Below are 1,501 nucleotides of genomic sequence, written 5' to 3'. Positions count from 1 at the left end.
GGTAGTGTCCCGAATGTTGGTGTAGAGCTCGGTTTTCGAGGGTAGCCGCAGGCTGCCCGAGGAGCCGAGAATCACCTAGAATGCCGTCATTCTAGCGCATGCTACGCCGCCTTCCTGCCGGGAATCGGGTTGTCGGCCACCACGAGCGCAATTATCCTGGCCGCATGCTCGGCGGCGGTGCCCTCGTAGGCGGGCGCGGGCGCGTTCACCTTGGCGCCCTCCACGGCCCTGCCGATGGAGTCGTCGTTGAACCAGCGGCGGCCCGCCCAGTCCTCGTCCATCTCGGAGAACACCGCTCCCATCATCCTGATGAGCGACTTCCTGCTCGGGAACACCTGGACGACGCGGCTGCGGCGCTTGAGCTCGCGGTTGGCGCGCTCCTGAACGTTGTTGGTGCGCAGCCTGACGTGGTGCTCGTAGGGGAAGTCGAGGTACGCCAGCGCGTCGGCCTCGGCCTCCTCGAGCACCTCGGCCGCCTTGGGGCAGAACCCCTCGATCTGCTCGATGGCGAGCTGGTAGAGCTCGCGCACGAGCTCGGGGTCGCGCTCGGCGAACACGGCCTTCAGGATGCCGAGCACGGCGCCCCTCTTCTGCCTGGTCGGCGCGTTGCCGGCGGCGTTGCGCATCAGGTGCACGATGCATCTCTGCCAGGCGGCGCCGGGGAAGACCTCCTGGATCGCGCGCTTGAGGCCCTCGTGCGCATCGCTGGTGACGCAGATGACGCCATCGACCCCGCGCGCCCGCAGCGAGAGGAGGAACGCCCTCCAGCCGTCGTAGGACTCTGTGTCGATGGCGTCGAGGCCGAGCAGGCGCCTGTAGCCGCCCGAGCCGGCGCCGATGGCGGTCACGAGCGCGGTGGACTGCACGCGGCCGGCGTCCCTGCACTTGATGTAGGTGGCGTCGAGCCAGATGTAGGGGTAGCTGACGTCTGACAGGTCGCGTCCCCGCAGGTCGGCGACCGACTCGTCCAGCGACGAGCATATCCTCGACACCTGGCTGGCGCTCATGCGGTCTATGCCCATGGACTGCGCCACGCGCTTCACCTTCCTGGTGGACACGCCGTTTGTCACCATCTCGGAGACCGCGGCGATGACCGCGCGGTCCACGCGCGAGTACCGCTCGATGAGGTCCTCGGGAAAGTAACTGCCGGCGCGCAGCTTCGGGATTCTGAGGTTGATGGTGCCCACGCTGGTGACGAGCCTGCGCTCGCGGTAGCCGTTGCGCTGGTTGCCGCTCTCGCACGCCTCGTCGGCCTGGGCGTCCATGATCTCGTTGACGAGCGACTCGGCCATCACCCTGATCAGCTCCGTCATGTTCACCATGCCGTCGTCGAATCTCGGCATCAGGGCGCCGTCGCCCACAATCTCGTGTATCTTATCCATATGCGGTTATTGCCTTTCCACGAATCCTAGCTTCAGCAATTAAGATTCTAGGCGATAACCGCTTCCTGCTTTCTACGGCCAGGGAAGCGGCCCCTTACACCAACATTCGGCACGCGATC

Annotated in this window: 1 protein-coding gene; it reads right to left on the bottom strand. The window is 65.9% G+C overall.

What is annotated here, in order from left to right:
• Positions 1–101: 101 nt before the first annotated feature.
• Complete coding sequence (locus ACTNBB_RS09040) at positions 102–1,382, bottom strand: IS256 family transposase (protein WP_441057980.1); 1,281 nt, start codon at positions 1,380–1,382, stop codon at positions 102–104.
• Positions 1,383–1,501 lie beyond the last annotated feature (119 nt).

The sequence above is a fragment of the Collinsella sp. HCP28S3_B9 genome, assembly GCF_052066095.1.
Classification (GTDB): domain Bacteria; phylum Actinomycetota; class Coriobacteriia; order Coriobacteriales; family Coriobacteriaceae; genus Collinsella.
The sequence above is the reverse complement of the archived record's forward strand: the minus strand, read 5'-3'. Positions and strand labels throughout refer to the sequence as shown.

What these genes read in the sequence shown, in the direction of transcription:
- ACTNBB_RS09040 (WP_441057980.1), bottom strand. Translation starts at nt 1,382, where the DNA reads ATGGATAAGATACACGAGATTGTGGGCGACGGCGCCCTGATGCCGAGA.